The organism is Winslowiella sp. 2C04 (assembly GCF_050037805.1).
In the GTDB taxonomy this organism is placed as follows: domain Bacteria; phylum Pseudomonadota; class Gammaproteobacteria; order Enterobacterales; family Enterobacteriaceae; genus Erwinia; species Erwinia toletana_A.
On record NZ_CP188300.1, the window covers coordinates 732,787 to 754,310 of the forward strand.

The 21,524-nt window shown below is 53.4% G+C and carries 23 protein-coding genes; 10 read left to right on the forward strand and 13 right to left on the reverse strand.

Features of this window, described 5'->3' with window-relative positions; all coding sequences use genetic code 11:
- Positions 1–11 precede the first annotated feature (11 nt).
- From hemW to ACP3TC_RS03140, 4 genes are read right to left on the reverse strand one after another with little or no spacing between them, the layout of a single operon-like run.
- Complete coding sequence (hemW, locus tag ACP3TC_RS03125) at positions 12–1,148, reverse strand: radical SAM family heme chaperone HemW (protein ID WP_313853646.1); 1,137 nt, start codon at positions 1,146–1,148, stop codon at positions 12–14.
- Positions 1,141–1,734, reverse strand: a complete 594-nt coding sequence (locus tag ACP3TC_RS03130) for an XTP/dITP diphosphatase (protein ID WP_313853643.1) — start codon at positions 1,732–1,734, stop codon at positions 1,141–1,143. Before ACP3TC_RS03130 ends, hemW begins: the two co-directional genes overlap by 8 nt.
- Before the next feature lie 28 nt (positions 1,735–1,762).
- Positions 1,763–2,317 (reverse strand): YggT family protein, encoded by a 555-nt coding sequence (locus ACP3TC_RS03135; protein WP_313853640.1) that lies wholly within the window; start codon positions 2,315–2,317, stop codon positions 1,763–1,765.
- A gap of 8 nt (positions 2,318–2,325) precedes the next feature.
- Positions 2,326–3,039 carry a YggS family pyridoxal phosphate-dependent enzyme gene (locus ACP3TC_RS03140; protein WP_313853637.1) on the reverse strand — a complete coding sequence of 238 codons (714 nt, stop codon included), beginning with the start codon at positions 3,037–3,039 and terminating at the stop codon, positions 2,326–2,328.
- 15 nt (positions 3,040–3,054) lie between these two features.
- Between ACP3TC_RS03140 and ACP3TC_RS03145 the strand changes: the two genes are divergently transcribed.
- On the forward strand, positions 3,055–4,104 hold the full coding sequence (locus ACP3TC_RS03145) for a type IV pilus twitching motility protein PilT (RefSeq protein ID WP_426817504.1): 1,050 nt from the start codon (positions 3,055–3,057) through the stop codon (positions 4,102–4,104).
- On the opposite strand, the gene ruvX is transcribed toward ACP3TC_RS03145, so the two are convergent.
- The 9 genes from ruvX to ACP3TC_RS03190 all read right to left on the reverse strand — a co-directional run bounded on the left by ruvX (position 4,073) and on the right by ACP3TC_RS03190 (position 11,940).
- A complete protein-coding gene (gene ruvX / locus ACP3TC_RS03150; protein ID WP_313853633.1) occupies positions 4,073–4,489 on the reverse strand; it encodes a Holliday junction resolvase RuvX in 417 nt (138 codons plus the stop codon). The genes ACP3TC_RS03145 and ruvX overlap by 32 nt on opposite strands.
- Positions 4,489–5,052, reverse strand: coding sequence for a YqgE/AlgH family protein (locus ACP3TC_RS03155; RefSeq protein WP_426817505.1), 564 nt, complete (start codon positions 5,050–5,052; stop codon positions 4,489–4,491). Before ACP3TC_RS03155 ends, ruvX begins: the two co-directional genes overlap by 1 nt.
- A gap of 94 nt (positions 5,053–5,146) precedes the next feature.
- Entirely contained in the window at positions 5,147–6,091 is a 945-nt protein-coding gene (gshB, locus tag ACP3TC_RS03160) for a glutathione synthase (RefSeq protein WP_426817506.1), read from the reverse strand.
- 142 nt (positions 6,092–6,233) lie between these two features.
- Positions 6,234–6,965 (reverse strand): 16S rRNA (uracil(1498)-N(3))-methyltransferase, encoded by a 732-nt coding sequence (gene rsmE, locus ACP3TC_RS03165; protein ID WP_426817507.1) that lies wholly within the window; start codon positions 6,963–6,965, stop codon positions 6,234–6,236.
- A gap of 78 nt (positions 6,966–7,043) precedes the next feature.
- On the reverse strand, positions 7,044–7,757 hold the full coding sequence (endA, locus tag ACP3TC_RS03170) for a deoxyribonuclease I (RefSeq protein ID WP_313853625.1): 714 nt from the start codon (positions 7,755–7,757) through the stop codon (positions 7,044–7,046).
- A gap of 119 nt (positions 7,758–7,876) precedes the next feature.
- Positions 7,877–8,389: a SprT family zinc-dependent metalloprotease gene (locus tag ACP3TC_RS03175; protein ID WP_313853623.1), complete on the reverse strand. Its 513-nt coding sequence runs from the start codon at positions 8,387–8,389 to the stop codon at positions 7,877–7,879.
- 84 nt (positions 8,390–8,473) lie between these two features.
- Entirely contained in the window at positions 8,474–9,871 is a 1,398-nt protein-coding gene (locus ACP3TC_RS03180; protein WP_426817508.1) for a sugar porter family MFS transporter, read from the reverse strand.
- A gap of 484 nt (positions 9,872–10,355) precedes the next feature.
- On the reverse strand, positions 10,356–11,507 hold the full coding sequence (metK, locus tag ACP3TC_RS03185) for a methionine adenosyltransferase (protein ID WP_313853620.1): 1,152 nt from the start codon (positions 11,505–11,507) through the stop codon (positions 10,356–10,358).
- Positions 11,508–11,721: 214 nt separating this feature from the next.
- Positions 11,722–11,940 (reverse strand): hypothetical protein, encoded by a 219-nt coding sequence (locus ACP3TC_RS03190; protein ID WP_426817509.1) that lies wholly within the window; start codon positions 11,938–11,940, stop codon positions 11,722–11,724.
- A gap of 430 nt (positions 11,941–12,370) precedes the next feature.
- On the opposite strand from ACP3TC_RS03190, the gene speA reads away from it, so the two are divergent.
- The 9 genes from speA (at position 12,371) to ACP3TC_RS03235 (ending at position 21,519) form a co-directional block, all read left to right on the forward strand.
- Positions 12,371–14,347, forward strand: a complete 1,977-nt coding sequence (gene speA / locus ACP3TC_RS03195; protein ID WP_313853618.1) for a biosynthetic arginine decarboxylase — start codon at positions 12,371–12,373, stop codon at positions 14,345–14,347.
- Between the two features lie 144 nt (positions 14,348–14,491).
- The gene (gene speB, locus ACP3TC_RS03200; RefSeq protein WP_313853616.1) at positions 14,492–15,415 is read left to right on the forward strand and encodes an agmatinase; all 924 of its coding nucleotides are present in this window, start codon (positions 14,492–14,494) and stop codon (positions 15,413–15,415) included.
- Between the two features lie 646 nt (positions 15,416–16,061).
- The gene (locus tag ACP3TC_RS03205; RefSeq protein WP_313853614.1) at positions 16,062–16,388 is read left to right on the forward strand and encodes a Rieske (2Fe-2S) protein; all 327 of its coding nucleotides are present in this window, start codon (positions 16,062–16,064) and stop codon (positions 16,386–16,388) included.
- The gene (locus tag ACP3TC_RS03210; RefSeq protein ID WP_426817510.1) at positions 16,388–16,696 is read left to right on the forward strand and encodes a recombinase-like helix-turn-helix domain-containing protein; all 309 of its coding nucleotides are present in this window, start codon (positions 16,388–16,390) and stop codon (positions 16,694–16,696) included. Before ACP3TC_RS03205 ends, ACP3TC_RS03210 begins: the two co-directional genes overlap by 1 nt.
- A 14-nt stretch (positions 16,697–16,710) precedes the next feature.
- The gene (locus tag ACP3TC_RS03215) at positions 16,711–17,742 is read left to right on the forward strand and encodes a Rieske 2Fe-2S domain-containing protein (protein ID WP_426817511.1); all 1,032 of its coding nucleotides are present in this window, start codon (positions 16,711–16,713) and stop codon (positions 17,740–17,742) included.
- Positions 17,742–18,491 carry an SDR family oxidoreductase gene (locus ACP3TC_RS03220; RefSeq protein WP_426817512.1) on the forward strand — a complete coding sequence of 250 codons (750 nt, stop codon included), beginning with the start codon at positions 17,742–17,744 and terminating at the stop codon, positions 18,489–18,491. Before ACP3TC_RS03215 ends, ACP3TC_RS03220 begins: the two co-directional genes overlap by 1 nt.
- 17 nt (positions 18,492–18,508) lie before the next feature.
- Complete coding sequence (locus ACP3TC_RS03225; protein WP_313853609.1) at positions 18,509–19,297, forward strand: IclR family transcriptional regulator; 789 nt, start codon at positions 18,509–18,511, stop codon at positions 19,295–19,297.
- Positions 19,298–19,393: 96 nt separating this feature from the next.
- Positions 19,394–20,326, forward strand: coding sequence for a VOC family protein (locus tag ACP3TC_RS03230; RefSeq protein WP_313853607.1), 933 nt, complete (start codon positions 19,394–19,396; stop codon positions 20,324–20,326).
- On the forward strand, positions 20,323–21,519 hold the full coding sequence (locus ACP3TC_RS03235) for an NAD(P)/FAD-dependent oxidoreductase (RefSeq protein ID WP_426817513.1): 1,197 nt from the start codon (positions 20,323–20,325) through the stop codon (positions 21,517–21,519). The genes ACP3TC_RS03230 and ACP3TC_RS03235 overlap by 4 nt, the downstream gene beginning before the upstream one ends.
- Positions 21,520–21,524 lie beyond the last annotated feature (5 nt).

Consider the following 21,524-nt stretch of genomic DNA (forward strand, 5'->3'; position numbering starts at 1 on the left):
TTGGCGGTCAGTCACTCAGCCAGAAACAGCTCCAGCAACGAATTCAGAAACAGCTTCCCTTTCTCGGTAATCTGCCAGTTGTCCGGTGTCTCTGTCAGATATCCCTTCGCCAGCGCTTCCTCGATTTGCGGTCGGATCACTGACTCATTCAGACCGGTATAACGGCTGAACTCCTCACGTGGCGCGGCTTCCAGCAGGCGAAAACGGTTCATAAAGAACTCAAACGGCTTCTCGCTATCGACGACCTCATGCTGACGATCAAGATAGTTACCCGCCATAAAACCACGCGGATGGCGGGTTTTGGTGGTGCGAATAATACGCCCGTCGGCCTGCGTCAGCTTACCATGTGCACCACAGCCAATGCCGAGGTAATCGCCAAAGCGCCAGTAGTTGAGATTATGCTCGCAGCGATAGCCCGGTTTGGCATAGGCGGAGGTTTCATACTGCTGATAACCGGCGGCGGTCAGCAGCTTGTCACCCTGCTCGAAGATATCCCACAGCGCATCATCATCCGGTAATACTGGCGGACGTGAGCTGAACAAGGTATTGGGTTCAATGGTCAGCTGATACCAGGAGAGATGCGGTGGGTTAAGTGCAATCGCCTGACGCAAATCATCCAGCGCTTCTTCCAGCGACTGATCGGGTAAACCGTGCATCAAATCAAGGTTAAAGCTGCGCAGGCCAAGGTCGGCGGCGAGATGTGCAGCACGCTTTGCCTCTTCTGGCCCGTGAATACGCCCCAGACGCTGTAACTTCTGCGGGCTGAAACTCTGCACGCCAATAGAAATACGGTTAATCCCGGCGCGTTGATAGCCGCTGAAGCGATCGGCTTCCACCGTACCCGGGTTCGCTTCCATGGTGATTTCAGCGGTTGGCGACAGTGGCAGACGCGCGCGTACGCCGTCCATCAGCAGCATCATCGCTTCACTGCTCAGCAGGCTCGGTGTGCCGCCACCAATAAAAATGGTGCCAACTTCACGACCGCCGGTTAACGGCAGATCGTTATCGAGATCGGCCAGCAGGTGACGCACATACTCTTCGTGCGGCACCTCGCCTTTTAACGCATGCGAGTTAAAATCGCAGTAAGGGCATTTTTGCACGCACCACGGGATATGGATGTACAGACTCAGTGGCGGACGATTAGCCATTACGCATGGCTTCCAGCAACAGCGTCAATGCTTTACCACGATGAGACAGCGCACGCTTCTCATCTTTAGTCAGCTCAGCGGCGGTTTTACCCTGTGCTGGCAGATAGAAAATCGGGTCATAGCCAAAGCCGCCTTCGCCAGCAGCAGCACGGGTAATGATCCCTTGCCAGCTGCCGTGAAACACCAGCGGCGTCGGATCTTCAGCGTGGCGCAGATAGACCAGCACGCAGTGAAACTGTGCCTGACGCTGATCGTCCGGCACATCCTGTAACGCCGTCAGTAGCTTTTCCAGGTTCTGCCGATCGCTGGCGTCTTCCCCGGCGTAGCGTGCCGAGTAGATGCCCGGTGCGCCGCCCAGCGCGTCAACCGCCAGACCAGAGTCATCGGCAATCGCCGGTAAGCCGGTGATTTGCGCCGCATGGCGTGCTTTAAGAATGGCGTTTTCGATAAAGGTTAAACCGGTCTCTTCAGCAGACTCCACGCCGAGATCGGTTTGCGCCACGATATCAAGACCAAAGGCCGACAGCAGGTCGGCCAGTTCGCTGACTTTGCCCGGATTACCGGTCGCGAGAACAACTTTTTGCATAGCAGATCCAGAATTCATAATTGATGCGTTACAGCAGATACCACAGGCCAGGGAACAGATCCATGCCGAGGTAATTGAGCATATAGAGAATCAAAATCACCACCATCGCGGAGAAATCGATGCCGCCCATCGCGGGCAGAATACGGCGAATGGGTGCCATCAGTGGTTCAGTTAACTGAATCAGCACATAATCAATCGCGCCACGACCCTGACTGATCCAGCTCATCAGTGAACGAATAATGATCACCCAGAACACCAGGTTTCCGGCGGACTTCACCAGCGAAAGCAGACCAACCAGCAGGTTCATCGGATCGACCGAGAACGCCCCGACCTGAATCAGCAGTAAAATCGGGTATTTCAGCGTGGTCAGCACAAACGCCAGCAGCAGCGAGGCGGTATCAACCGGCCCGATAGCAGGAATAATCCGGCGTAAAGGCTTCACTATTGGCTGGGTGATTTTGACTACAAACTGCGCCAGCGGATTGTAGAAATCACAGCGTGACCACTGCATCCAGATGCGCAGCAGCAGCACCATCACGTAGAGATCAATCAGGGTCTTGACCAGAAAAGTCAACGTCAGCATGAGGTTCCTCAGTTATTGTTGTGAGTAGCGTTAGCGTAATCACGCGCGCCAAATATAGCGGTGCCAATCCGCACCATGGTGCTGCCTGCCGCAATGGCGGCGTCCATATCGTCGCTCATTCCCAGAGAAAGGGTATCGACGGATGGGTAATGCTGTTTTAATTGCTCCAGTGCATCAGCCATCTGCTGGCAGACTGCCAGCTGGCGTGAGTAATCACTTTCCGGAGCAGGAATCGCCATTAATCCCCGCAGCTGCAAACGCGGCAGCTGTGCTATCTGCCGCGCCAGTTCCGGCAAAGCATCCAGCATGATGCCAGATTTACTCTGTTCGTCACTGATGTTTATTTGGATCAGCACATTTAGTGGCGCGAGGTGGGCCGGGCGCTGTTCGTTAAGGCGCGTAGCGATGCGCAAGCGATCAACGGTATGACACCAGGCAAAGTTCTCTGCCACCAGTCGGCTCTTGTTGGATTGCAGCGGACCGATAAAGTGCCAGATCAACTGCGGATAAGCCGCCAGCGCCTGAATTTTATCTACCCCTTCCTGCACGTAATTCTCACCAAATGCTGTCTGTCCGGCGGCAACCGCTTCTTCGACCGCGCTCGCAGGTTTGGTTTTACTCACTGCAAGCAGCGTAACTTCTGCTGGATCGCGGCCGCAACGTTCTGCCGCCGCTGTGATTCGCTGGCGAACTTCCTGTAGGTTTTGCTGGATTGAGATCATAGTCAGGAGAACTTTATGGATATGGAAGAAATTGTGGCCCTTAGTGTAAAGCATAACGCCGCCGATCTGCACCTGTGCAGTGGTCATTCGCCGCAGTGGCGTTGTCAGGGGCGGCTGGGGGCGGTGCCGGGTCAGAAAAAAATTTCTGCCGCCGCGCTGGAATCGCTGGTGATGAGCTGGCTCGACGCCAGCCAGCGCGCGTTTCTTGAATCTACCGGCCATGTCGATTTTGCGCTGACCTTAGCCAGCGGCACGCGGCTGCGCGCCAATTTATTTCAGCAACGTCACGGGCTATCACTGGCTTTACGTTTGATAGCCAGCCACTGCCCGCCGCTGGAGACGCTGGGCCTGCCCGATATTATCCCGACGTTGTTACAGCAGCAGGACGGTCTGATACTGATTACCGGCGCCACCGGCAGCGGCAAATCCACCACGCTGGCGGCAATGATCGATGCGCTAAATCGTCAGCGCGATCTGCATATTTTGACTCTTGAAGATCCGATTGAGTTTATTCATAACAGCCAGAAATCGCTAATCCAGCAGCGCGAAATCGGTCAGCATTGCAGCTCATTTTATGAAGGCTTACGCGCTGCGCTGCGTGAAGATCCGGATGTCATCCTGCTCGGCGAGCTGCGTGACAGCGAAACGATTCGTCTGGCGTTGACTGCGGCAGAAACCGGCCATCTGGTGCTGGCAACATTGCACACCCGCAGCGCCACTCAGGCAGTCGATCGGCTGGTGGATGTCTTCCCGGCAGAGGAGAAAAATCTGGTGCGTAGCCAGCTGGCAGGCAGCCTGAAAGCGGTGATTGCCCAACGGCTGGTGGCGGCAAGCAACACCGGGCGCGTGGCTCTGTTTGAGCTACTGGTCAGCACGCCAGCGGTGGCGAATATGATTCGCGAAGGTAAAACCCATCAGCTGCCCGGATTGCTGCAAACCGGTATGCAATCCGGGATGTGCACTTTTGCGCAGAGTCTGCGCCAGCGTATTGCCGCAGGCATCGTTGCCGCTACGGATAAAGAGCCGGTGTTGGTTAATGATTCTCGAACCAGCTTTCCAGGATAATCACCGCTGACAGAGAATCGACGCTGCCTTTATTAAGCGCACGGAATCCGCCACGAGCAAACAGATCGGCACGTGCTTCGACGGTGCTGAGACGCTCATCATGCAGCTCAACCTGAATGCCGAAACGCCCATGCAGGCGGTTGGCAAACTTACGTGCGCGCGCCGTCAGCGGCTGTTCAGTGCCGTCCATATTTAGCGGCAGGCCGACCACTAACCGATCCGGTTGCCACTCTTTTAACAACCGCTCAATCAGGTTCCAGTCGGGAATGCCATCCTGAGCCTTAATCGCCGTTAACGGACGGGCGGTGCCGGTAAGTTGCTGACCTACCGCGACGCCAATACTTTTGGTGCCGAAATCAAACGACAGCAGGGTCATTGCCGACATCAGGCGTGACCTGCTTCACTGGTAATATTATGAATATCGATACCAATGCTTTTCGCCGCTTCGCGCCAACGTTCGGCTATCGGAGTATGGAACAGGATATTGCTGTTGGCCGGCGTTGTCAGCCAGGTATTTTCCAGCAGTTCGCCTTCTAGCTGATCTTTTTCCCATGCACAGTAACCCAGCGCCACCAGTACGTGCTCCGGCTGTTCAGGGGTGCCAAGTGCTTCGAGCACATCACGTGAAGTGGTGATGATGGTGTTATCTGAAACCCGAATGCTGGAGGTAAAGGTGCGCTGCGCCGAGTGCAGAATAAACCCGCGATCTTCCGCCAGTGGGCCGCCAGCAAATACTGGTTTATCCAGCCTTACTGCGGGATCGCGCGGCGTTGGCGATATTTTAAGTTTTGTCAGAATGCCGTCAACCGTCAGGTTTTCCATCGGCTTATTAACGATCAAACCCATGGCGCCTTCATCATTATGCTCGCAGATATACACTACCGAGCGCTTGAATAAAGGGTCCTGTAATGCTGGCATGGCGATCAAAAAATGATGCTGTAAATTCATTGTCACTCGTTCTGTGTTCTGGTTAAGAGCTAATCGGTTATACCCTGGTAGCTGTTAACGGGTTTGCAACGGGGCTTACGCCCCGTGTAAATAATCAGGCCAGACGTTTTTCAATCGCATCCATCAGCATGCCGGTAATCGAGATCGGGAACGCCGCTTCGATTTCACGGATACACGTTGGGCTGGTGACGTTAATCTCAGTCAGTTTATCACCAATAATATCCAGACCGACGAAGATCAGACCTTTGGCTTTCAGCGTGGGTGCCACGCGGCGCGCAATTTCCCAGTCGCTTTCAGACAGTGGGCGTGCTTCACCACGACCACCTGCCGCCAGATTGCCACGCGTCTCACCGGATTTCGGGATACGTGCCAGGCAGTAAGGAACCGGCTCGCCGTCTACCACCAGCACGCGTTTATCACCTTCTTTAATCGCCGGCAGATAGTTTTGCGCCATGCAGTAGAAATTACCGTGCTCGGTCAGCGTTTCAATAATCACCGACAGGTTAGGATCTTCCTGCTTAACGCGGAAAATTGACGCGCCGCCCATGCCATCCAGCGGTTTCAGAATAATATCGCCGTGCTGCTGCCAGAATTCGCGGATCTGATGGGCATTACGCGTCACCAGGGTATCCGGCGTCAGCTCGGCAAACCATGCGGTAAACAGCTTCTCGTTACAGTCGCGCAGGCTTTGTGGTTTGTTAACAATCAGCGTGCCTTGCTCTTCCGCTCGCTCAAGAATGTAAGTGGCATAGATAAATTCAGTATCAAATGGCGGATCTTTACGCATCAGGATCACGTTAAGATCAGACAGTGCAATATCCTGCTCGCTGCCAAACTCAAACCATTTGTCGTAGTTCTGCTCAACGCTCAGGGTGCGGGTACGCGCCCGGCCTTCGCCCGCACGCAGATAGAGATCGTTCATCTCCATATAATGAATTTCGTAACCACGGCGCTGTGCTTCCAGCAGCATTGCGAAGCTGCTGTCTTTTTTGATGTTGATGGAGGTAATCGGGTCCATCACAATACCAAGCTTAATCATGTGTTCTCCTGAATTCACAGCTGCGTGACTCGCGTGTGTAGTGGCGGCAGTCAATGCTGCGCTTGCCAAAGATTTAGCGGGAGCAGAAAGCGGCTCCGCTACAGTGTTTCAGATAGCCCGGATGAATATTTTACCCATGGTGCTAGCCGAGATCGCCAAAGCGTACCTGCAAAGCGGTCATCGCCGTCAGTGCAGTGGTTTCAGTGCGTAAAACACGTGGTCCTAACAGAATATCGGTAAAGCCCTGTTCTGCGGTCATGGCGATTTCACTGGCCGACAGTCCGCCTTCCGGACCAATCAGCAGGCGTACTCGCTCTACCGGCTGCGGCAGCGTGTTGATGCTGTGCTGCGCTCGCGGATGAAGGTTGAGTTTCAAACCGCTATCGGCTTCTGCACACCAGGCTTCCAGCGTCATCGCTTCGCGCACTTCCGGCACCGTATTACGCCCGCACTGTTCGCAGGCTGCAATGGCAATCTTTTGCCACTGCTGAATTTTCTTGGCTAAACGCTCTGCATCCAGCTTTACGCCACAGCGCTCAGAAAACAAGGGGGTAATCACATTTACTCCCAGTTCGATTGACTTCTGGATGGTAAATACCATCTTCTCACCGCGCGACATCACCTGACCTAAATGCAGATGAAGCGGGGATTCACGACTGTCGGCCTGGCTTGAGAGGATTTTCACCCGGACGTTTTTTTTATCCGCCTGAGTAATTTCGGCGGAAAACGTCAGATTACTGCCGTCGAATAGTTCCAGCGCCTGACCACTGTTCATGCGCAATACGCGTCCAACATGATTAGCAGCATCTTCGAACAGAGCAATTTCGCTACCGACCTGCAAGGCGTCGGGATGGTAAATGCGGGGTATGCGCATGGGATTCCTGATAATAATATGCCGCGCGAAATCGTCGGGCGGCGTAAAACATGAAAGACTTAGTTTAGGGTAGTGATTTTACCGCTGGCAAGCTTGCTGTACATAGGGATTATGATTGCCCTGAACCCGTGCGATGCGTTTGTCGCGTTCACACTCCCAGCTCGTCACCGGATACTGCTTGTTCCAGGCGGTCATCAGCTGGGTTTGCTGCCTCGACAACTGTAGTTGATACTGGTCGCGCATATAGAAATAAGTCCGCGCAATTGCACCACGGGCGCGTGCCGGCGGCTCGGCCAGTTTGTTTTTAAAATCGATCTTCATTTCACAGCGGCCATACTGCTGCTCACCGCCATTCCACTGGCTGTACATCAGGTTGCCACGGTCGCCGTTGACCTCGCCAATTGCCGGTTGCAGGTTATGCAGGTCGGTCTCTATGCGGCGATAAACCGGATCTTTACTGCAATTTTTGCGACCACCATTTTGCCAGCACTGGCGCTGATGGCCAAATTGCCAGGCGGGGACCACATGCTCCCATTCGATGCGCTGGGCGCGGTTGGCATTTTTACGTACCTGATAGCCGCAGGAGGCAAGGTCCGGAATGCCTTTTTTTCCTTGCCAGTTAATTTTACAACCACAGTAAAACGAACCCGGCGCATCGGCGTTAATCTGCACGGCGTAAGTTTTTGCCTGCTGAAAATTATTCTGATGATAGTTATCCAGATTCAGGCTTTGGGCGGTAAAAGGTGAGAGCAGTAGCGTGAGTGCGAGGGTGCTAATAATTTTGCGCGACATAATCCATTTTTTTGCTAATCAGAAACAGCGCGCAGGTTAACAGAAGCCGCAAAGATAACGAATTACGTTGAAGGTAATCAGTGAGTTAATGGTTGTTTTTTAACCGCATAACGGTTTTTTTAAGAACTGATGAAATCATCCGCTCTGAGAATATCGCCACATTTCAGGCAACGATACTCACTCTCACCCCGCACCACCCGGTTATGACGACGCACCGTCAGCTGATGCTGCTGGCATCCACAACGATAAGCAAAAGCACGGCTGCGTACCGAGCTGACGGCAAACTGATGGGTGCGACGCGCAGGCACGTCGAGGATCTGCTCCATCATCCACTTCCACTCTTTACCGTGGGGTGGCACCCGGCCAAAGTGTTTCCATACCAGCAGATGCGCCAGCTCATGCGGAACCACTTCATCGATAAATGCTTGCTGATTCTCCATCAACAGCACCGGATTAAGGCGTATCTCCCAGTTTTGCAGCCAGGCGGTACCGGCAGCAGTGCCGCGCTGCTGATAGAGCAAATTGGGTTCCGGATAGTCGCGTTCAAGACGCTGATTAGCCTGCTGCAGTTTACTGCGCAATGCGCGCATCACGGACTGCTGCAAAGCAATGGGGAGTCGGGGAGATTTCATAGCAGGAAGAATAATTCTGCGGAGCAGGGGATGCAAGAGTTGACGTTCGGGCGACGTTGCCGCCGCCCGTTAAAAAAAGCAGAGTTAATTACGTGAACCGATATCGCGCAATTTCTTGCCTGACAGCAGGTTACGTTCAATATGCTCCAGTGAAATACCTTTGGTTTCAGGAATCAACCACAGGGTCAGCACGATAAAGAACAGATTCAGCCCTGCATACACCCAGAAGGTGTTGGCATTGCCCAGCGTATTCAGCATGGTCAGGAAGGTTGCGCCAACGATCATATTGGCAATCCAGTTAGTTGTAGTGGAGACGGTGATACCAAAATCACGCCCTTTCAACGGCTGAATCTCAGAGCACAGTACCCAAATCAGCGGGCCGGCGCTCATAGCAAAACCAATGATAAACATCAGCAGCATGGCAACCGCGAAGTATTGCGCAGCTTCGCTGTGAATGCCGATGTGCAGCATAGTGCCGAGAATGCCCATCCCTGCCGCCATCACCATAAAGCCCAGCGTCAGCGTCGGCTTACGACCCCAGCGATCGACCAGCCCGATAGCGATAAAGGTCGCCAGTACGTTGATCAGACCAACAATAACCGTGCCCCACATCTGTTGAGTGGTATTGGCGAAGCCGGCAATTTCAAAGATTTTTGGCGCATAATACATGATGACGTTCATACCGGTGAACTGCTGCATCACCTGCAGCAATACGCCAAGGAACACCGCGCGACGGAAGTTGCTGTTGCCTTTAAACAGACTCCAGCCGGACTGCTTGATTTTCAGGCTTTCGCGAATTTCATCCAGTTCACGTTTTGCTTGTTCGCTGGTATCACGCAGGCGATCCAGCACCCTTTGTGCGTCGCGGAAGTTGCCTTTCGCCGCCAGCCAGCGTGGGCTGTTAGGCAGGAAGAACACGCCAATCAGCAGCAGCAATGCCGGAATGGTGATGACGCCCAGCATCCAGCGCCAGTTGCCGGTATAGCTGAAAGCGGTATCGGACAGGTAAGCGCCGAGAATACCGATGGTAATCATCAGCTGATACAGTGAAATCATACTGCCACGAATTTTTTCCGGCGCGATTTCAGACAGATAGAGTGGAGCGGTATAAGAGGCGATGCCGACTGCCAGACCCAGCAGCACGCGTGCAACAATCAGCATTTCCGGGTTAGGGGCAAAGGCTGACCACAGCGAACCGATAACAAACAGGATGGCACCGGCCATCAGGCTTTTTTTACGACCAAGGCTGGAAGACATCCAGCCGCTGGCGATGGCACCGACCGCGGCACCAAACATCATTGAGCTGACGATCCACTCTTGCTGATGACTGGTGACATTAAAATCTTTTGCGATGAATGGCAGTGCACCGGCAATAACGCCGATATCCAGACCAAACAGTAACCCTGCAAGTGCTGCAAGAAAGCAGACAAATAAGGTCATGGCCTTATTCGAGGTTCTGCTTTTGTGTGTATTGCCAGGCATATTGCCTCCACGTAGTAACTATGTTGTTTTTTTATCAATGTTAGAAAACATGCCGCGGGTAAAAAGTGAGGCTGATCACACTAGTGTAATCGGTTACACACGCTGATTCCCTGTAAACCAGCATTTTTCACCTGTTTAAGACCTGATAACCAGACGGTATTGGTCATTTATAAGTTTCTGACATTATTCCAATTATTGCCCATCAGACGACGCTGAAAATAGCGCATTTTTTTACTTATGACTACGCCGCGCAACATCTAAATAACAGATAATTAAAGCGTTTCAAAATGTAATCGTTATCAGAGAAAGGTTTCAGACGGAAAAAAAGTCCAGGCGAGACTAACTATTGCAGCGATGTTTGATGGCTGGGATGGGGGATGGTCGGTATCAAGGGAGATAGTGTTCGGCGTAAAAAAAGGACGGGAGCTGTTTTCGGCTCCCGTCCTGATGATATGCAGGGTATGACCCCCGCGACAAAAATTTATTACAGGCCAGCAGCTTCGCGCAGCTGTGCGGCTTTATCCGTTTTCTCCCACGGGAAGTGCTCACGGCCAAAGTGACCGTAGGCCGCAGTCTCGCGGTAGATTGGGTGCAGCAGATCCAGCATCTGAATCAGGCCGTATGGGCGCAGATCGAAGAATTCACGCACCAGCAGGGTCAGCTGTTCGGTAGGGATTTTTTCGGTACCGAAAGTTTCAACCATGATGGAAGTCGGTTCTGCAACGCCGATAGCGTAAGAGACCTGAATTTCACAACGGTCAGCCAGACCGGCAGCAACGATATTCTTCGCCACGTAACGTGCAGCATAAGCTGCTGAGCGGTCAACTTTAGACGGATCTTTACCGGAGAATGCACCGCCGCCGTGACGCGCCATGCCGCCGTAGGTATCAACGATGATTTTGCGACCGGTCAGACCACAGTCACCCATTGGGCCACCGATAACAAAACGGCCAGTCGGGTTGATAAAGAATTTGGTGCTTTCATTCAGCCATTCAGCTGGCAGAACCGGCTTGATGATCTCTTCCATCACCGCTTCTTGCAGATCTTTCAGGCCAATCTCTTCAGCATGCTGAGTCGACAATACGACGGCATCGATACCGACAATTTTGCCGCTATCGTACTGGAAGGTGACCTGGCTTTTTGCATCCGGGCGTAACCACGGCAGGGTGCCATTTTTACGCACTTCAGACTGGCGCTGCACCAGACGGTGAGCGTAAGTTACCGGTGCCGGCATCAGCACATCGGTTTCATTGGTGGCGTAGCCAAACATCAGGCCCTGGTCGCCGGCACCTTGCTCCAGCGGATCGGCGCGGTCAACACCCTGGTTAATATCCGGAGACTGTTTACCAATGGCATTTAACACCGCACAAGAGTTGGCATCAAAGCCCATATCAGAATGGACATAGCCGATTTCACGCACCGTATTACGGGTGATCTCTTCGATATCAACCCATGCAGTGGTGGTGATTTCGCCGCCAACCAGCACCATACCGGTTTTCACATAGGTTTCGCAGGCAACGCGCGCTTTCGGATCCTGTTCCAGGATGGCATCAAGGACGGCATCTGAAATTTGGTCAGCGATTTTATCAGGATGTCCTTCTGATACAGACTCGGACGTAAAAAGGTGTTTAGCCATTTTATTCTTTACCTTACTAAAACGGGTTAAATAACAACTGCATAGCGAAGAGAAAGGTTAGCCTGACTCCACGCCCCCTCAGGCAAAGCCGTGAGCAGTTCATTTGGTGCAGGCCTTCATGTCAGACTCAGACTGACGATGCTAAAGCGGCACAAGCAGTCCAGAAGTTAGCCAGTATAGACGGATTAACATCTGGATGGCTATTTTAGGTTACTCAGTAATCCAAATGCCAGTGATTTTTGGAATTACGCATTTTTGGTTTATTTTGCGTTGGCAATTTTTCCTGACAATCATCGCACTCAGCACATTTTGGTTTTGCATTTTTGTGCTGGCGGCTGTATAAAACGCCGCTGCCTTTTGGGCGGTAAATAAGGGAGCTACGCCGCCGTTGCGTCAGGTCCGCCAGATAGCCAGAGCCTGCTCTGGTTTTCATCCTCTGTCCTGTTTTTCCACGTGCTTATTGGGTATGTGTGGAGGTGATACGAGTAATGAACCACGTTTGCGTTTTTTTCGGTTCGCTACGCCACTCTGGCGTGCTTCAATCCCTTTCTGTTTCGGTATCCGATCTTCTCTCTCGCCGAAGTTATATTCGTTTCGGTAATCATCACGACACCTGCGCCGGTTAACCTTTTGCTACAGTTTGGCAGGGGACTTTCAGTTTACTGAGAGCTGACTTACGCTTTTTCTGACCCGTTTCACGGAGTTCGGCGACGTGTTTCATTCTGAAAACTTACTTCAGCCCGCTTTTTGGCTAAATCAGTCATTAATGCTGGGTTTATCGACAGATTATGGGTTGTTCTGGCAGGATCGACCTGCGATAGTAGCTAACTGTTTCGCATCATTACTAAAAATTGAGGTTCGCGATGTCTGACGACATGAAGACTATTAAGGGTTCGTCAGCAGGCGAACAGGGTGTACTCCGCTCTATGCAGGAGGTGGCCATGAGCGATCAAGATGCCAGCAAAATGCTGCGCACCTACAATATTGCCTGGTGGGGTAATAACTACTATGACGTCAACGAGCTGGGCCATATCAGCGTCTGCCCCGATCCTGATGTGCCGGAAGCCCGGGTTGATTTAGCGAAGCTGGTGAAAGAGCGCGAGGCCGATGGTCAGCGTTTACCGGCTCTGTTCTGCTTCCCCCAGATCCTTCAGCATCGCCTGCGTTCTATCAACGCAGCGTTTAAACGTGCGCGCGAATCCTACGGCTATAAAGGGGATTACTTCCTCGTTTATCCGATCAAAGTGAACCAGCACAAGCGTGTGATTGAGTCGCTGATCAACTCCGGCGAGCCGCTGGGTCTGGAAGCGGGTTCTAAAGCCGAGCTGATGGCGGTGCTGGCCCATGCTGGCATGACGCGTTCAGTGATTGTCTGTAATGGCTATAAAGACCGCGAATATATTCGTCTGGCGCTGATTGGCGAAAAACTGGGTCACAAAGTGTACCTGGTGCTGGAAAAAATGACCGAAGTGAAGCTGGTGCTGGAAGAGGCTGAGCGTCTGAACGTGGTGCCGCGTCTTGGCATCCGTGCGCGCCTGGCGTCTCAAGGCTCTGGCAAATGGCAGTCCAGCGGCGGCGAGAAATCGAAATTTGGCCTGTCCGCAACGCAGGTACTGCAACTGGTCGAGATTATGCGTGAAGCGGGTCGTATCGACAGCCTGCAGCTGCTGCACTTCCACCTCGGTTCGCAGATGGCTAACATCCGCGATATCGCCACCGGCGTGCGCGAATCTGCCCGGTTCTATGTCGAGCTGGCGAAGCTCGGCGTTAATATTGAGTGCTTCGACGTTGGCGGCGGCCTGGGCGTGGATTACGAGGGTACGCGTTCGCAGTCTGACTGCTCGGTTAACTATGGTCTGAACGAATACGCCAACAATGTCATTTGGGCGATTGGCGATGCCTGTGAAGAGCATAACCTGCCGCACCCGACGGTCATCACCGAGTCTGGTCGCGCGGTAACTGCGCACCACACCGTACTGGTTTCCAATATTATCGGCGTAGAGCGTAATGAATTCAGCGTGCCACAGGCGCCGAATGCTGATTCACCGCGCCCGATTGTCAGCATGTGGGATACCTGGCAGGAGATGCACGAGCCGAACAATCGCCGCTCGCTGCGTGAATGGCTGCACGACAGCCAGATGGATCTGTTTGATATCCATAGCGGCTACTCGCAGGGGACTTACGATCTGATTCAGCGTTCATGGGCTGAGCAGCTGTATCTGAGCATTTGCCACTATATTCAGCAGCATTTGGACCCAAGCAACCGTGCGCACCGTCCGATTATTGATGAGCTACAGGAGCGCATGGCGGATAAGATTTACGTCAACTTCTCGCTGTTCCAGTCAATGCCGGATGCGTGGGGAATCGATCAGCTGTTCCCGGTACTGCCGCTGGAAGGTCTGGACAAATCGCCAGAGCGCCGTGCGGTGCTGCTCGATATCACCTGTGACTCTGACGGGACTATCGATCACTATATTGATGGTGACGGTATCGCGACGACCATGCCAATGCCTCAGTACGATGTGGATAATCCACCGATGCTCGGCTTCTTTATGGTTGGGGCCTATCAGGAAATTCTCGGCAATATGCACAACCTGTTCGGTGATACCGAAGCGGTGGATGTCTTTGCTTTCCCTGATGGCAGCGTTGAAGTGCAGCTTTCCGATGAGGGCGATACCGTTGCGGATATGCTGGAGTACGTGCAGCTCGATCCAAAAGAGCTGCTGACTCACTTCCGCAATCAGGTGAAACAAACCGATCTAGATGAAGAGCTGCGCGCGCAGTTCCTCGAAGAGTTTGAGAACGGCCTGTATGGTTACACCTACCTCGAAGACGAGTAACAAATCCGGCGGCGCGTGCGTCGCCGGTATTAACTGATGTGTACGAATACTCAATCCCTTCCTCGTCGGGTTAACGACGCGGAGGGGATTTTTTTCATCTAAACCTAAACGATGCCTGATGAAGGATTGCAAGAGGACAATATTATGAATAACACCCTGGGCCATGAGTACGATAACTCTCTGGTTTCTAACGCCTTCGGTTTTATGCGTTTTCCGGTTAACTTCCAGCCTTATGATGCTGATGCCGAGTGGGTGATCACCGGTATTCCATTTGATGCCGCAACGTCAGGCCGTCCCGGCAGCCGTCTGGGGCCAAACGCAATTCGTCAGATCTCGACTAACCTCGCGTGGGAAGAGTGTCGCTATCCGTGGAACTTCGATCTGCGTAAGCGTCTGAAAGTGATCGACTGCGGCGATCTGGTATACGCCTTTGGTGATTCGCAGGATCTGACTGATAAACTGCAGGCGCATGCCGAAAAGCTGCTGGCTAACGGTAAGCGTATGCTGACCTTTGGTGGTGATCACTACATTACCCTGCCACTGTTACGCGCCCATGCGAAATACTTTGGCAAAATGGCGCTGGTTCACTTCGATGCGCACACCGACACCTATTCCAACGGCGCGAAGTTCGATCACGGCACCATGTTCCACCATGCGCCAGCCGAAGGTCTGATCGATCCGGATCATTCGGTGCAGATCGGTATTCGCACCGAATTCGACAAGGATCTTGGTTATCACGTGCTGGACGCGGCTCAGGTTAACGATCGCAGCGTTGACGACATTCTGGCGCAGGTGAAGCAGATTGTGGGTGATATGCCGGTTTATCTGACCTTTGATATCGACTGTCTGGACCCGGCACACGCGCCTGGCACCGGCACGCCGGTAATTGGCGGTCTGACTTCCGATAAGGCGTTAAAACTGGTTCGTGGCCTGCAAGGGTTGAATATCGTCGGCATGGACTTAGTGGAAGTGGCTCCAGGCTATGACCAGTCCGATCTGACCGCGCTGGCTGCTGCCACGCTGGCGCTGGATATGCTGCACGTGCAGGCAGTTAATAAAGGCGAATAATTCGCGCTTTATTGTGCAGGGGAGCCGAAATGGCTCCCCTGACGCCCTCCATTAATCCCACTCTTTTAGTGTTAAACGATTGGAATTAGCCGTTTTCGTCGATGCTGGCAGATTAAAACCGTTCAGAGGCAACAGCCGTTGCGCAATAAACTATGATTTTTTGAATTGCGACAGAAAATTATTTCCTTCCTGTTTCACAGATGAAACGATTTAAATTATTACAACCGTACGGGGATTATTTATTGAGGAAATTACTTTGTGGTTTCACTGGTGAAACTATATGATTTTCAGTTAGTTGTTTATTTCCTTTTGCTGAATGGTTTCACTAATGAAACCAACGCGCCAGTGATAAGAAGCTATTTTTTCAGATGTAATGGATGTACCTGAAAAAATTCAGTGGATGATATTTAAGAAATATCCTGTCACAAAGATAAAAATAATATTCTGTTATCTCAGATGCGTTAATAATAACTATTTCCTATACCCCCCTATTTTTCGTGATCAATTACACAGTTGCGTTAAATAAAAACCTCCGCACCGCCGTTCTCTCTTTTTTCTCCTTGACGAACTTTTGCACGCTTTTATATTGCCTGTATTAGATAAGAAACAAAGTTTCATATATGAAACAAATACCTGGAGGTTTTTTATGAGCTGGATGAGCGTGTGCAATGTTTCACAAGTTCAGGAGGATTTTCCCTTTAGTGGCAAGGTGGAAGGCCGCGAGATCGGTGTTTACCTGGTAGAGGGGGACTATTACGCCCTTGAGGATGTTTGCCCGCACGCCTATGCCTTACTCAGTCAGGGATTTGTTGAAGATGGCAAAGTGGAATGCCCACTGCATGAAGCGGTATTCGACATAAAGTCAGGCCGCTGTCTGCGCGAACCCGGTGAACGCGATCTGCAACGTTTTCCGCTGCGCATCATCGATAACCAAATCCAGATAACCTTTATCGCAGAGGAGCAGGAACAGTGATGAGCAACGATCCCGGTTTTAATCCACAACTGCCGGAAAGCTGGCAGTTTACGCCTCCTGCCGAAGGCGGCAACGGCGCCATCCATCAGCCTGGCCAGTTTCATAATCTGATCTGGCAAACGCGTAATCGCCAGCCTGAAGCTTTTGAAATCTCATTGATTGCCACGCTGGAAGAGCTGTTCGCCGACGGCGTTGACACCTTGCCACAGCTGGTCAGTGCGCTTAATCAGCAGCGTGTTTTTGATCGCAGCGGGCAGGCGTGGAGTGAAGCGAGCTTCGCCGAGTTTTTACAGGTTAACGGTTACTGAAGCCGGGAGAAATCATGACAACCAATATCCAACGTTATCTCGATAAAGGCTTACGTGGCCTGTGGTATCCGGTGCTGGCGAGCTGGGAAGTGCAGTCTGCGCCGGTTGGCATTACCCGACTCAGTCAGCAAATTGTCGTCTGGCGCAATCGGGAAGGGCAGTTGCAGGCGCTGGAAGATCGTTGCCCGCATCGCGGCGCACGTCTGTCGATGGGCTGGAATCTGGGTGATCGCATCGCCTGCTGGTATCACGGTGTGGAAGTTGCCGGCGACGGTGAAGTTAAAGATGTACCGGCGGTCGATCGCTGTCCGCTGGTCGGGCAGAAATGCGTGCGTGGCTATCAGGTCAAAGAGGTGCACGGCGCAATTTTTCTCTGGTTTGGCGTCACGGCTGACGATCAGCCCAGCGAACTCAGCTTTCCGCAGGAACTGGCCGACAGCGCCAGCTACAGCAATTTCCTCTGTACCGCTGGCTGGAACTGCAACTATCAGTACGCGCTGGAAAACGTGATGGACCCGATGCATGGCACTTACCTGCACTCCTCGTCGCATTCAATGGCGGAAGGCGATCGTAAGGCTGACATGATTCTGCAACCTACCGCCAGTGGCTTCGTCTTTCAGAAAGAGGGGCAGATTGGCGTTAACTTTGACTGGGTGGAGTTTGGCGACAGCGGCGCACAGTGGATGCGTCTGTCGATTCCTTATCAGAAGCGCTTTGGACCGGGCGGTCATTTCTGGATTGTGGGCATGGTGGTGCCGGAAGATGAAGATCACTGCCGGGTATTTTTCTGGCGCATCCGTAAAGTGGATGGCTGGCAACGTGACTTATGGCGCTTTATGTACCGCAACCGTCTTGAGGGATTGCACTGGGATGTACTGGAGCAGGATCGGGTGGTACTGGAGAGCATGGCACCGAATGCGCGCGAACATGAATATCTGTATCAACATGATGTTGGCTTGTCCCGCTTACGCCGCATGATGCAGAAGGCGGCCAAACAGCAGCTGGCGCGAATTGAGGCGCAGAGCGAGCAGCAGGGTGTCTCCTGATGAGCGGTTTGCTGGCAGGAAAGCGGATTGTGGTGACCGGTGCGGCGCGTGGGCTGGGCTATCAGTTTGCCGCCGATATTGCCGCCGCCGGAGCGCAGGTGGTGATGTGCGATATTCTCAGCGCTGAACTGGAGAAAAGTGCCGAACGACTGCGCCAGCGTGGTGCTGAGATCAGTACCCAAACTATCGATCTGGCCGACAGTATTTCAGTGGAGCAGGCGTTTAACGCTATCGGTCAGCATGGCGCAATTGACGGGCTGGTAAATAACGCTGCGCTGGCGACCGGCGTGGGTGGCAAAAGCATGATGGAGTATGACATTGAGCTGTGGGATCGCGTAATGCAGGTAAATGTGCGCGGTACCTGGCTAGTGTCGAAAGCGGCGGTGCCGCTGATGGCGAAAGGCGGAAAAATTGTCAATGTCGCCTCCGATACTGCGTTATGGGGCGCTCCGAATCTGCTGGCGTATGTTGCCAGTAAAGGCGCAGTGATTGCCATGACGCGCTCAATGGCACGTGAACTGGGCGAGCGCGGCATCTGCGTCAATGTTATCGCACCGGGGCTGACCCGGGTAGAAGCCACCGAATATGTTCCGGTTGAGCGACATCAACTTTATGAGCAGGGAAGAGCCTTAAGCGGCGCGCAGCATCCAGAGGATGTCAGCGGCAGCGCGATTTGGTTGCTGTCACCCTTGGCCGACTTTGTCACCGGCCAGTTATTACCGGTTAACGGTGGATTCGTTTTCAACTGAGTGAGTCGGGAGACGCCATGTCAGACGATCAAAGCTGTCGCTATCTTATTCCCGGGCTGGATCGCGGGTTGAAACTGCTGCTGGCTTTCGGCCAGCAGCACCGTGAGATGACTTTTGCTGAAATGCACCGGCTGGTGGATATGCCAAAAGCTACCGCCTACCGGGTGGTGCAAACGCTGGAGTTTATGGGGTTTATTGAACGTAACCCGCGTAACAACACCTTTACCTTAGGAATGAATGTGTTGCGGCTGGGGTTTGAATATATCGCCTCGCTGGATGTGGCGCAGGCCGGGCAGCCGGTGATTGAACAGCTGCGTGACAGCAGCCAGTGCAGCAGCCATCTGGCGATCCGCGACGGGCGCGATCTGATTTACATCGCCCGCGTCAGCGCCGCCGGTTCACAAATTAACCAGGTCAGCGTCGGCACGCGTTTGCCGGTGCACTGCACTTCACTTGGTCGGATGCTGTTAACCGATATTAGCCGCGGTGAGTTTGAGCAGCTTTATCCGCAGGAAGCGTTGCCGGACAGCGCACCGGGCGCGCCGAAAAATCGGGAGAATCTGTGGCAGATGGTGCAGCAGGATAAGGCGCGTGGCTATGTGATTGGTGAGTCATTCTTCCGTCATGGCATCTCGTCAATTGTTTATCCGGTGTTTAAACGCAGCGGCAAAGTGGCGGCGGTGGTGAGTATTCTGGTGCCGTCGGGCGAAGTGCCGCCAGAGGATCGCCAGCGTCTGCAACAGCAGGTGCGGGGCGCGGCAGATAAAATATCCGGATTTTTAGGGCATCTAGCCAAAGCCAGTTAATAGTGATTTAAATCATGTATTTATCAGGCGCAATAATTTGCGCCGGGGCAGCTATACGCCAAAAATCATTCACAGTAATTAAAGAGGCGAAAAACTATGAGCGTAATGGGTATCGAAAAGCTGGAGTTTGGCGTCGAGGATCTGGCGCTGTGCAGCAAATTTATCCGCGATTTTGGCTTACAGCCAGTGACTGGCGCGTCCTCGCATCATTACCAGACCCTGAGCGGAGCACAGGTTGCGCTGTACGACCACGCCTGTCCGGAGCTGCCTGCTGCTTTTGAACCGGGTTCAACGCTGCGCCGAATGACCTGGGGAGTAGAGGATCAATCGGCGTTGGATCAGATTCGCCCACGCATGCAGCAGCAGCCAGGATTCAGTGAGTGTGACGGCGTACTGAGCTGTCGCGATCCCAACGGGATGACCATCCGGGTACAAATTTCCCAACAACAGCCGGTTGAACTGCCGATTTCACCGATTAACCAGTGGGGCGATGTACGCCGTGTCGACCAGCCCAGCCCGGTGTATGAACGCGCCGAGCCGGTCAATATTGGTCATGTGGTGTTCTTTGTTGAAGAGCTGGCGGCGGTTGAACAATTTTATCGTGACGTGCTCGGTTTTCAGGTCTCCGACCGTTATATCAACCGCGCGGTGTTTATGCGCTGTCAGGCGCGGGGCGGCCATCACAATCTGTTTCTGTTACAGCTGCCGAACAAAAAGCGTGGACTCAATCATGTTGCTTTTACCGTGCGGGATATTCACGAAGTGATCGGTGGTGGCATCGCGATGAATAAAGAGCAGTGGAGCACGTTTATTGGGCCGGGACGACATCCGATTTCGTCTGCTTACTTCTGGTACGTCAACAGCCCGACCGGCGGTGCTTTTGAGTATTACACCAACGACGACTGGCTGACCGAAAACTGGCAGCCGCGAGAGCTGGAGCATTCGCTGGTGTCATTTACCGAATGGGCAGTTGAAGGGGGTATCGATCACGATACGCGCCGTCAGCAGCACAAGCTGGAGGTGTTATGAGTGCCGGCATGGTGATTATCGGCGGCGGTCAGGCGGGCGGCTGGGCGGCAAAAACCCTGCGTGACCAGGGCTACAACGGCAGCATCAGCATTATTGCCGACGAACCCTGGGATTTCTACGAGCGTCCGCCGCTATCAAAAGCCGCGCTGCTGCAGTCGGATGCGCCGCTGGCGCGCCTGTTTAGCGAAGAGACACAGCGGGCGCTGCATCTGCGCTGGTATCGTCCGGTGCGCGCCGAACAGATTCTGCCGGGGCAGAAACAGCTGTTGCTGAATAATGGTGAAACGCTGCCGTATGACAAGTTGCTAATCGCCACCGGCAGCCGTCCGCGCTGGCCGGACAGTGCCTGGCAGGCTCATCCACGCTTAATGGCGTTGCGTAACTGGCAGGATGCGCAGGCGCTGAAGCAGGCGCTGAATCAGTGTCGGCGGCTGGCGGTGGTCGGCGGTGGCTGGATTGGCCTTGAGATCGCCGCGTCGGCCCGTAGCAAAGGTATTGATGTCACGCTGTTTGAGCGCCAAGCCTTACTGTGCCAGCGCAGCGTCAATCCGCAGGTATCACAGGCATTATGGCAGCTGCATCAGCAGCAGGGGGTCGATCTGCAGTGCGATTGCGGCGAGATCCAACTGAGCGATGCGGCAGGTTATCCGCAGTTGACCAGCGCAAAAACCGCGACGCAAACCTTTGATTTGGTGGTGGTCGGCATTGGTATTGAGCTGAATCTGGAGCTGGCGGCGCAGGCGGGATTAGCCATCGATCACGGCATTGTGATCAACGGCCAGGGGCAGACCAGCGATCCGGCGATCTTTGCCGCCGGTGATGTCGCACGCCATCCCGAATTAGGAATTTCATTACAGTCCTGGGCATTTGCGCAGAATCAGGCGCAGGTGGCAGCAAAGGCCATGCTGGATGCCACTACGGCGGATTATCAGGAAATTCCGTGGCTGTGGTCCGATCAATACCACTGCAATATTCAGATCCTCGGGCTACCGGCGGAGGGCGACACGATACATCGCCCGACAGCGAGCGGCGGCCTGTGGTTTACGCTGGATAATCAGCAGCGCTTACAGCAGCTGGTGGCGATCAATGACGCGCGCACTATCAAGCTGGCAAAGCGCTGGATCGCCGCTGAGCGGGTGTTGGATCCGGCACAGTTAGCCGATACGACGTTTTCGTTAATGACGCTGCGCTAGGATCG

What these genes read in the sequence shown, in the direction of transcription:
- ACP3TC_RS03145 (WP_426817504.1), top strand. Translation starts at nt 3,055, where the DNA reads ATGGATATGGAAGAAATTGTGGCCCTTAGTGTAAAGCATAACGCCGCC.
- gshB (WP_426817506.1), bottom strand. Translation starts at nt 6,091, where the DNA reads ATGATTAAGCTTGGTATTGTGATGGACCCGATTACCTCCATCAACATC.
- ACP3TC_RS03140 (WP_313853637.1), bottom strand. Translation starts at nt 3,039, where the DNA reads ATGATCTCAATCCAGCAAAACCTACAGGAAGTTCGCCAGCGAATCACA.
- ACP3TC_RS03175 (WP_313853623.1), bottom strand. Translation starts at nt 8,389, where the DNA reads ATGAAATCTCCCCGACTCCCCATTGCTTTGCAGCAGTCCGTGATGCGC.
- ACP3TC_RS03210 (WP_426817510.1), top strand. Translation starts at nt 16,388, where the DNA reads ATGAGCAACGATCCCGGTTTTAATCCACAACTGCCGGAAAGCTGGCAG.
- ACP3TC_RS03130 (WP_313853643.1), bottom strand. Translation starts at nt 1,734, where the DNA reads ATGCAAAAAGTTGTTCTCGCGACCGGTAATCCGGGCAAAGTCAGCGAA.
- ACP3TC_RS03215 (WP_426817511.1), top strand. Translation starts at nt 16,711, where the DNA reads ATGACAACCAATATCCAACGTTATCTCGATAAAGGCTTACGTGGCCTG.
- endA (WP_313853625.1), bottom strand. Translation starts at nt 7,757, where the DNA reads ATGTCGCGCAAAATTATTAGCACCCTCGCACTCACGCTACTGCTCTCA.
- ACP3TC_RS03190 (WP_426817509.1), bottom strand. Translation starts at nt 11,940, where the DNA reads ATGAAAACCAGAGCAGGCTCTGGCTATCTGGCGGACCTGACGCAACGG.
- metK (WP_313853620.1), bottom strand. Translation starts at nt 11,507, where the DNA reads ATGGCTAAACACCTTTTTACGTCCGAGTCTGTATCAGAAGGACATCCT.
- ACP3TC_RS03235 (WP_426817513.1), top strand. Translation starts at nt 20,323, where the DNA reads ATGAGTGCCGGCATGGTGATTATCGGCGGCGGTCAGGCGGGCGGCTGG.
- rsmE (WP_426817507.1), bottom strand. Translation starts at nt 6,965, where the DNA reads ATGCGCATACCCCGCATTTACCATCCCGACGCCTTGCAGGTCGGTAGC.
- ACP3TC_RS03205 (WP_313853614.1), top strand. Translation starts at nt 16,062, where the DNA reads ATGAGCTGGATGAGCGTGTGCAATGTTTCACAAGTTCAGGAGGATTTT.
- ACP3TC_RS03230 (WP_313853607.1), top strand. Translation starts at nt 19,394, where the DNA reads ATGAGCGTAATGGGTATCGAAAAGCTGGAGTTTGGCGTCGAGGATCTG.
- ACP3TC_RS03225 (WP_313853609.1), top strand. Translation starts at nt 18,509, where the DNA reads ATGTCAGACGATCAAAGCTGTCGCTATCTTATTCCCGGGCTGGATCGC.
- ACP3TC_RS03180 (WP_426817508.1), bottom strand. Translation starts at nt 9,871, where the DNA reads ATGCCTGGCAATACACACAAAAGCAGAACCTCGAATAAGGCCATGACC.
- ACP3TC_RS03135 (WP_313853640.1), bottom strand. Translation starts at nt 2,317, where the DNA reads ATGCTGACGTTGACTTTTCTGGTCAAGACCCTGATTGATCTCTACGTG.
- speB (WP_313853616.1), top strand. Translation starts at nt 14,492, where the DNA reads ATGAATAACACCCTGGGCCATGAGTACGATAACTCTCTGGTTTCTAAC.
- ACP3TC_RS03155 (WP_426817505.1), bottom strand. Translation starts at nt 5,052, where the DNA reads ATGAATTTACAGCATCATTTTTTGATCGCCATGCCAGCATTACAGGAC.
- hemW (WP_313853646.1), bottom strand. Translation starts at nt 1,148, where the DNA reads ATGGCTAATCGTCCGCCACTGAGTCTGTACATCCATATCCCGTGGTGC.
- ACP3TC_RS03220 (WP_426817512.1), top strand. Translation starts at nt 17,742, where the DNA reads ATGAGCGGTTTGCTGGCAGGAAAGCGGATTGTGGTGACCGGTGCGGCG.
- ruvX (WP_313853633.1), bottom strand. Translation starts at nt 4,489, where the DNA reads ATGTCGGCAATGACCCTGCTGTCGTTTGATTTCGGCACCAAAAGTATT.
- speA (WP_313853618.1), top strand. Translation starts at nt 12,371, where the DNA reads ATGTCTGACGACATGAAGACTATTAAGGGTTCGTCAGCAGGCGAACAG.